General features: G+C 48.5%; 7 protein-coding genes. 2 read left to right on the top strand and 5 right to left on the bottom strand.

What is annotated here, in order from left to right; translation table 11 throughout:
• Positions 1-451: 451 nt before the first annotated feature.
• From J2736_RS18675 to J2736_RS18665, 3 genes are all read right to left on the bottom strand, one after another.
• Positions 452-760 carry a hypothetical protein gene (locus J2736_RS18675; protein ID WP_310500095.1) on the bottom strand — a complete coding sequence of 103 codons (309 nt, stop codon included), beginning with the start codon at positions 758-760 and terminating at the stop codon, positions 452-454.
• Positions 761-891: 131 nt separating this feature from the next.
• Positions 892-2,979 (bottom strand): ABC transporter ATP-binding protein, encoded by a 2,088-nt coding sequence (locus tag J2736_RS18670; protein WP_310500094.1) that lies wholly within the window; start codon positions 2,977-2,979, stop codon positions 892-894.
• Between the two features lie 49 nt (positions 2,980-3,028).
• On the bottom strand, positions 3,029-4,774 hold the full coding sequence (locus J2736_RS18665; RefSeq protein ID WP_310500093.1) for an ABC transporter ATP-binding protein: 1,746 nt from the start codon (positions 4,772-4,774) through the stop codon (positions 3,029-3,031).
• A gap of 80 nt (positions 4,775-4,854) precedes the next feature.
• Here J2736_RS18665 and J2736_RS18660 point away from each other — a divergent pair, with 80 nt between their 5' ends.
• Together J2736_RS18660 and J2736_RS18655 are read left to right on the top strand one after the other, a co-directional pair.
• Positions 4,855-5,079 carry a hypothetical protein gene (locus J2736_RS18660; RefSeq protein WP_310500092.1) on the top strand — a complete coding sequence of 75 codons (225 nt, stop codon included), beginning with the start codon at positions 4,855-4,857 and terminating at the stop codon, positions 5,077-5,079.
• Positions 5,080-5,324: 245 nt separating this feature from the next.
• Complete coding sequence (locus J2736_RS18655; RefSeq protein ID WP_310500091.1) at positions 5,325-5,498, top strand: hypothetical protein; 174 nt, start codon at positions 5,325-5,327, stop codon at positions 5,496-5,498.
• 72 nt (positions 5,499-5,570) lie between these two features.
• Here J2736_RS18655 and J2736_RS18650 read toward each other — a convergent pair whose 3' ends face one another.
• On the bottom strand, positions 5,571-7,766 hold the full coding sequence (locus J2736_RS18650) for a HAMP domain-containing sensor histidine kinase (protein WP_310500090.1): 2,196 nt from the start codon (positions 7,764-7,766) through the stop codon (positions 5,571-5,573).
• Positions 7,744-8,448 (bottom strand): response regulator transcription factor, encoded by a 705-nt coding sequence (locus J2736_RS18645; RefSeq protein ID WP_310500089.1) that lies wholly within the window; start codon positions 8,446-8,448, stop codon positions 7,744-7,746. Before J2736_RS18645 ends, J2736_RS18650 begins: the two co-directional genes overlap by 23 nt.
• Positions 8,449-8,630: the final 182 nt, after the last annotated feature.

Below are 8,630 nucleotides of genomic sequence, written 5' to 3'. Positions count from 1 at the left end.
TCACCTAGAAAAGAAAAACATTGACGAATTACCTTAATATTGTGTATGTTACCCATTGGATGGCTCCTTTTGTGGAGAGTAGATGAGTAACGCGTTTACCTCTACAATAGGTGCTTTTTTTATTTCATGCCATGAAAATAGATCATCAAATTACAATTTTAGTTAATAATGGGGTTAAAACTTTTGTGTGACCTTTGATGCAACGCTAGTGTATGCGATAACGCTATTCCGCTCTATTGAACGAGCGCCTGCACAATAACGTTATGACATAACGTTAACTAGCTTCAACATCGAAGTTTCCGGTGCATTTCATCACATTAGCGTTATAGCGTCACTTTATTACCAATGAAAATGAGAAAAATCCCGAGATAAGATGATGTAATCACCTTAATCTCGGGATTTTTCTACCTCGGGGATTCACGCCATTTCAGCGCCATCCAATTTTCCACTACTAGTTATTACGTCTCTTAGCTAGCTCTCTCATGTTAAGACCTGACACCACAATACCGCCAAATCGGAAAAGATAACCGAGAACCGGGATCAGACTTAGGAACGCCAAAGCAATGTTGATGATCGTTTTCAACGTAGTTCCATTACCTGTAAGAATCGCAAATACGAGATTCACGAAAACCAACGGAATGACCCACGCGCATGACCATGCATATACAAATGGGATTAAACCAAGTACATACCCCACGGCAATCGCTACTTCGGATAGCAGTTGCAATAGGTTTAACAAACGAATTGTATCTGAGCGCATAAAATTTCCCCTCCACTTCACATAAGCTTCCATTTGCACCTATTGTAGCATAATGGAAAGTCGGAGTCGTTAGCCTTTTGTCGAGATTCATCCTCGACTAGCGACCTAGTCTTTGCGCCTAGTCGTTCTGCCTACAGCTTGCTTGTCGAAGCAGCCGCCTCCGCTGCAGCCGCAATTTCCGGATGCCCCGCTTGCAGCTGGTACATCTGGTAGTACCGCCCGAGGAGCGCCATGAGCTCCTCATGCGTCCCACGCTCGACGATCTCGCCGTGGTCGAGCACAAGAATCAAGTCGGCGCTGCGAATCGTCGACAGCCTATGGGCAATGATGAAGGTGGTCCGCCCCTTCTTCAATACATCGAGCGCGGCCTGAATGATGGCCTCGGTCTCGGTGTCGATGGAGGCCGTCGCCTCATCGAGGATCAAGATCGCCGGGTCGAACGCCAGCGCCCGGGCAAACGAGATCAGCTGCCGCTGCCCAGCCGACAGCGTGCTGCCCTTCTCGATGACTGGCTCATCGAGGCCATGCGGCAGCGCCCCAAGCATTTCCGCTGCGCCGACTTCGCGCAGCGCCGCCTCCACCCGTTCCCGGGTGATGGACGGATCGTCCAAGGATACATTGGACGCAATCGTCCCCGTGAACAGGAACGGATCCTGCAGCACGATGCCCATGTGCTGCCGAAGCTGCTGCTTCGATAGCTCGCGGATATCGCGGCCATCTACCGTGATGCGACCTTCGCTCACCTCATAGAAACGGAATAGCAGGTTCAAGATTGAGCTTTTGCCAGACCCGGTGTGCCCTACTAAGGCTACGGTCTGCCCTTGCTCCGCGGAGAAGGAGATGTCTTTCAACACATCCTCCCCTTCCTTGTAGGCAAAGCGAACGTGTTCGAAGCTCACATGGCCTTTGTAGCGGTCTGCTTTTTCAGCCACAACATCGATGCCCCGCTCATCCAAAAGCTCAAATACACGGTCAGCCGACACGAGCGCACGCTCCAAATTCGGCAGCTGATTCACAATACCTACCATCGGATGGAACATCCGGTTGAGGTAATCGACGAAAGCGTAGAGCACACCAACGGTAATCAGCGCATTCAGCGAACTGCCGCCAACGTACCAGATTAAACCGAAGAAGAACAAGTTCCGCACCACGTTCATCAAGTTATGAGAGGTCAAGGAGTTCAGGCTGAGCAGTTTATTTTGATACCTCGTATACTCCTCATTCAGCACTTCAAATTCTTCGGTCGTTTCCTTTTGTCGGCGAAAAGCACGAATGATGGTCATCCCTTGAATCGCCTCGTTGATCATGCCGTTAATTGCGCTAATGCGCTCCCGAATTTCGTGATTAATGGAGGACGCGTATTTGCGATAGACGATAATCCACACTACCAGCAGTGGAATAATCGGCAATGTGAAAAGTGCTAAACGATAGTCTAATATGAAAATAGCAGCGATAATACCGACGATGTAAATCGTACCTGTAAAAAAGTTCGCCAACACCTGCACATACAAATCCCGAACGGATTCGGTGTCATTGGTGATACGTGAGACAATTTTGCCCGCTGGCTGATTATCAAAATAATTAATCGGCAACCGCTGAATTTGCGCGAACACGTCCCTGCGCATGCGCTGAATAATGCGGTTCGCCGCAGATTGCAGTAAAAACTTCTGTCCATACGTAAATCCGGCACCAATGAAAATTAGGATCACATAGAACCCAGCGAGCGTCATCAGATTGGCCCATTGCGGCTTGTAAAAGTTGTATAATTCCTGCGCACTCAGACGCTTGACCGTGTATTCGGCTTGCTTCCCGTCTTGCGTGACTTGCAGCTTCCCGTCATCTGTGAGCTTACGCACACCATCCCAAGGAAGAGCCTGATCTAACCAGACGAACTTGCCTCCCACTTGTAAAATACGAACCTCTCTCCCCTTCGGCTCGCCTTCCGCGTAGTTGTCACCCCGCTTAAAGAATGTTTGATCATAAGCCACTGCCTTATCGCTCATCGCCTTCGACTGTGTCTCATACCACGGCTTCTCAATGCCCAAGATGTGCGTGTCGATCATATGCTTGGCAATAAACGGTCCCGCCAGCTCAGTTGCAACCGCTAAGGATAAAAAAACTAAGGCAATTAGCAAGGTTTGCTTAAATTGGGAGGCATATTGGAATAACCGTTTGCCTGTTTGTTTCGTTGATTTCGTTTGTTGTTGCGTGTTCTTCATCAGGAGTCTCACCTTCTTTTCTTTATGTCTCAACTGACAACTGCCGTCCTTATCCAACCGTCTGTTCTTCCAGCTGTTGCCGGTCATACTGTTCTTTATACCAACCGCCAAGTGCAAGCAGTTGCTCATGCGTACCTTCTTCGATGATGTAACCCTCATCCAGCACAACGATCCAATCCGCATGCTGTACAGCGGATAGGCGGTGCGTGGTGATCAGCGTCGTTTTGCCAGCGCGTTCGGAGCGAATGCCGCGAATGATCTCGGCTTCCGTCTTCGCATCCACCGCAGAGAGCGCGTCGTCGAGCAGGAGAATCTCCGGATCGACATACAGCGCACGTGCAATAGATACGCGCTGTTTCTGACCGCCGGATAAAGCGACGCCTTTTTCCCCGACGAGCGTCTGCAGACCTTCCGGCAGGAACTCGACGTCCTTGCGGAAGGCAGCGAGATCAAGCGCACGCGTCAACTCGTCTTCCGTGCCTTGCGCCTTGCCGAACATGATGTTTTCGCGCACGGATTTGGAGAAGAGAATTGGCTCTTGCGGCACATATCCAATCCAGCCATGCAGCGTATCGATAGCAATCTGCTCAATTGGCGTATCTGTGATCGTAATGGCGCCTTGACCAATCGGATACTCGCGAAGCAGTTGCTTCAGCAGCGTAGTTTTGCCGCTGCCCGTACGGCCGACAATGCCGAGCGTCTGCCCGCGTTCTAAACGGAACGTCATATTGACCAAATTATCAATAGAAGAGGACGGGTAACGGAACGTTACCTTTTCAAAATGGATCGAATCCGGCTTCAGCTGCGTCGCAGCGTTCGGCACTTCTTTAACATCTGGCTTGTAACCAAGCGTTTCGTTTACACGATCTAGGGATGCGTTGCCGCGTTGCATAATGTTCATGAGCTCCCCAATCGCGAACATCGGCCAGATCAGCATACCCAGGAAGGTATTGAAGGACACCAGTTCTCCGAGCGTAAGCTCACTGTGAAACACCAGATAGCCTCCGTAACAGAGCCCAATGAGGTATGAAATACCTACGAGAATTTTGACCGTTGGTTCAAAAAGAGCATCAATAACCGCTACGGCGATATTTTTCCGATACACGTCGTCCGTCATCGTCGCGAAATTGTGTTCACTTGCCTTCTCCTGCACAAAAGCCCGGATGACCCGGACACCTGCAATGGTTTCCAGCACACGGTCGTTCATTTGCCCAAAAGCATCCTGTGCAAGAATAAATCGTTCATGGATGCGACCGCCATAAATCGTAATCGCAACGGCCATAATCGGCAGCGGTAGAATAGAGGCAAGGGTCAGCTTCCAGCTAATGAAGAAGCCCATCATACTAAGGATGGTTAACATGAACAGCGTGGAATCCACGAAGGTTAAGATACCGAACCCCGCTGTCGTCGACACCGCTTGCAGATCGTTCGTGGCTCTCGCCATGAGGTCCCCCGTGCGGTTACGCTCGTAGAACGTCGGTGTCATCTTCAACAGCTGCCTCATGAATCGCGAGCGAAGCACGCGTTCCAACACGAAGGCACCGCCGAACAACTGGTACAGCCATACGTAAGACAGCCCGTAGCCAGCAATGATCAGCACGCCCCAAAAGGCGAGCAATTGAACCATTTTGGACCCCGTCAATGTCCCCATGTGTATCCCATCAATCGCATAACCGATCAGTTTCGGCGGCATGACATCAATAATTCCTACAATGATGAGCAACCCAATGGCGAGGCTGTAGCGTTTCCAGTTCATTTTGAAAAACCAAGCTAATTTCTTTAAAACGGTAAACATGTATACATTCACTCCTCTCAAATGGTGCATAGACACCTAAAGACGCAAAAAGACATACCGCACGCAGCGATATGCCTTCTATGAAAAAGAAAAGCGCTCGTTACGAACTTGTCGTAACCCGCGCTTCACAACTTAACGTATGGGAAGGGGTGCTAGCAGCCGAACATGCGCATACAATCGCAGACGCTCGGGCTAACCAGCGGGTTACCATCTATGAAATTAGTTTGGACGAATGTCCGTTTATGATGTGTGTGTACGACAAAAACCATAAAATCCATAGTGAACCCCCCTTTTTCGTTGTATGAATTGGGCACATTAGATGCCTGTTAACTTTTCCAAATGCTGTCTATTCGATCCTTACACGGTGATCTTACCATCCCTCTTCCGAACGTGTCAATCGGATAAAAAGACTAAAATGCAACTCTCCCAGCCCGACATTTCCGATGTCCATACTCGTGATGAGAAGGCTTTCAAATGTCACACATGTTTCAAATTCGTCGTGCATATGGATAGATTAAGAGTTCATCGCGCCTCAAAGGAGTGAATGCACATGGTCGATCAAGTGTTTGCATTGATGGGATGGATTGTGGGATTCGGAGCGATCATAGGCGGTGTTATTGCGGCTACAGCTAGGTTTGTCTCGAAGGACTCAACTGCGTATGACATGGTTTTTTTGTGGGACAACCGGTATACGTTAGAAGAGTTGGAGCTAGAATTGAAATAAAAGAGAGAGGGTTTCCCATAAGCCATGTTGATATGGCGGGGGCCCTCTCTCTTTCGTCTCTAGAATTTAGATTTACTCCTGCGGCGCTGCCAGCATCTCACGTTTCTCAAATTCAGCAATGACCTTGAATTGGTCGCCGTCAATGTCAATCGTGAGCGTGCCGCCTTGCAGCTCAACGATGCTCTTCGCAATGGCGAGGCCGAGGCCGGAGCCTTCCGTTCCGCGAGATTGATCACCGCGTTTGAAGCGTTCGAACAACTCCTCTACATCATAATTAAGCTCATGGAGCGAGATATTCTGAATGACGAGGATGACGCGCTCTGTATTTTCCGTCAACGTGACGTAAACCCTTGTTCCCGGCAGGGCGTACTTCAAGGCGTTGCCGATGAGGTTCTCGAAGACGCGCCATGTTTTTTTGCCATCCAGCAGCGCATACATATGCGGGCTCTGCACGTTTACGCGGAAAGTCAGCGTGGACGCCTCGATTTTGTCGCTGAACTCCGCTAGTGCCTGTGTCAGCAGGGCGGAGACGTCGACTTTTTCCCAGTAAAGCTCAGTAGCCCCGCTTGCCATCTTCGACGCCTCGAAGAGATCTTCGATGAGCACCTTGAGCCGCTGCGTTTTCCGATCGAGCACCTCTAAGTAATGGGTGGATTGCTCGGCGGACAAGCCTTCTTTTTTTAACAAATCGACGTAACTAATGATCGAAGTTAGCGGTGTTTTCAAATCGTGTGACACATTCGTAATCAGCTCTGTTTTGAGACGATCACTGACACGTGTTTTTTCGAGCGAAAGCTGCAAACCGTACTTCAAATTGTTAATGTTCATCGCCATCCGGGACAGCTGGCCTTTCCCTTTGGCGGGGAGCGTCACATCAAAGTTGCCTTGCGACATTTGTTCCACGCCTTTAATAATGGCACGAAGCTGCTTGATCTTCCGCATCATATAAGGCAGCACCACAAGCAGGAACAAGATGTACCACACGAACGTAAAGACGATAACAACCTCTTCTCCGCTAGAAGCAACTATGCACACGGGCAGGAAGCCCATGATCCCAAGGATTGCCATAAAGACGATCAGCTTGAAGATTAAGCCGCGTCGCTCCAGCGTATCTTTCACCGTTTGCCAGAACGAAGCGGTTAAGGAGCTGCTCCACTGCTGGGCGAGATATTCCGGATGTCGAAGCAATGCGACTGCACCGCGAAAGCCGCTGCACACAATGACAAGTAACGCTGATGCAATGAGGACGATGGTTATTTGATACATGCTGATATAGGTCGACGACCAGTAATAGAGCTCACATTCCATCAGGATACCGAACAATGCTGCAGTAGCAATGAAGGTGGTCCAAGCCCGAACATCGAGCGGGAAATGTTTCCTTATCTCCGTTTGGATATTCATCAGAGATATCTCACCGGTCTGATATGTGCGCGCCGTATACGTTAGCCCGATGGTAAGTGCCGCAATCACGATGAACAAGTAAACCGTTGCTTGCGCTTGATTCTTCATGGACTCGTAAGAGAGATAATCTGATTGAATAATGCCTGTGCCTTGCGATGGATTTAAGATGTAATACGTAGCTTTAATCTGATCAACATTCATTTGGTACGAAAATCGATTCGGTTCATCTATTTTGGGTAAATCCAGGGTATAGATAAAGGCTTGCTGATCCCGTAACTTTTGCAAAGCTTCGGGTGCGATATTGCTGTAGGTTTCACCAGTTTTCAGATTCTTCACGACATAGTACAGAGATTTGAGACGATTATCTAGACTGGTCTTGGCTGCCGAGAATTGCTTTTGCTTAGCTGCGATTGCCGCCTTCAACTTGAGTTGTAGGGTCGCATCCATTTCCTTATTCAACTCCGCAAGCTTCGTATCTCTCTCAGCCTCCAGTCGATCTACGTCAGCATTGGTTTCATGATTACGAGCCGTTTCGATACGTTGGCTGTATTTCTGCTCCAGATTGTTGATGCGATCTTGCACAGTTCTTTCTGCATCACGCTTCACATTGTAGTACTCGTTGTTTCCGAGCTGCTCTTCTGGTGTTTTCTCATTAAAATGCGGAGCCTCCAGATAATACAACTGAATGTTCTCATAAATGGCATTTATTTCCCTGCTGAAAGCTCCACTTTTGAAATAAGCATCCTCACCGAAGTACACGCTATTCTTATAGACATTCGTTGCCGCGAATAGTGTCAACGTCCACATGACAAAAACACCAACAAGCAACGCCAGGGAGAGCGATTTACTTCTCCATTTTGTAGCCAACACCCCACACCACCTTCAAATATTTAGGATCTTTTGGATTGATTTCAATTTTCTCGCGAATTCTGCGCACATGCACAGCCACGGTATTCTCAGCATTAAAGGCAGGATCCTTCCACACCTTTTCGTAAATATCGTCAATGGAAAATACGCGTCCCTTATTCACCATCAACAGTTCCAAGATTTTGAACTCCGTTGGTGTCATACGCACTTCCTCACCATCAACAGTGACTTCCTTCGTGACTGGATTGAGCACAAGGCCGCGGACGCTTAATTCTTCGTTTGCCGTCTTTTCCATCGAATTCATGGGTCCGAGCGTTGTGTAGCGTCTCAACTGCGACTTCACTCTAGCGATCAGTTCCAGCGGATTGAACGGCTTCGTCAGATAATCGTCAGCACCCACATTCAAGCCCATAATTTTATCCATATCCTCTGTTTTGGCGGAAAGCATCAGGATCGGGACATTGCAGCTCTCTCTAATCTTGAATGTCGCCTGAATCCCGTCCATCTTCGGCATCATGATATCGAGGATGATTAGATGGAATTCCTTTACTTCCAGCAATAGCAGGGCTTCCAGACCATTGTTTGCTTTGCTGACTTCCATCCCTTCGCCTCTCAAATAAATCTCAATCGCTTCCTGAATGTCGATATCATCATCGACGACAAGCACTTGATATTTCGTCACGTCCACGCACCCTTTTTCTTCATCTCACTTCGACCCACCGTACTAGCCTAATAATAATAGACACTATTTACAAAATAGTTAGCATAATTCTTACGAAATTATGAAGACAAGACTGACAAGTTACTCGTCTCTTTAGTGTAGCACGGAAATGCCTATTTCATCATGAGGTCGTCTGTAGTGGC

This window comes from Paenibacillus qinlingensis (genome assembly GCF_031455095.1).
Lineage (GTDB): Bacteria > Bacillota > Bacilli > Paenibacillales > NBRC-103111 > Paenibacillus_E > Paenibacillus_E qinlingensis_A.
Note: the sequence above shows the minus strand (reverse complement) of the source record. Positions and strands in the feature narration are given on the sequence as shown.

Bases quoted from the DNA above. Each gene is read 5' to 3' on its own strand.
- J2736_RS18675 (WP_310500095.1), bottom strand. From the start codon at position 760: ATGCGCTCAGATACAATTCGTTTGTTAAACCTATTGCAACTGCTATCC.
- J2736_RS18670 (WP_310500094.1), bottom strand. From the start codon at position 2,979: ATGAAGAACACGCAACAACAAACGAAATCAACGAAACAAACAGGCAAA.
- J2736_RS18665 (WP_310500093.1), bottom strand. From the start codon at position 4,774: ATGTTTACCGTTTTAAAGAAATTAGCTTGGTTTTTCAAAATGAACTGG.
- J2736_RS18660 (WP_310500092.1), top strand. From the start codon at position 4,855: ATGAAAAAGAAAAGCGCTCGTTACGAACTTGTCGTAACCCGCGCTTCA.
- J2736_RS18655 (WP_310500091.1), top strand. From the start codon at position 5,325: ATGGTCGATCAAGTGTTTGCATTGATGGGATGGATTGTGGGATTCGGA.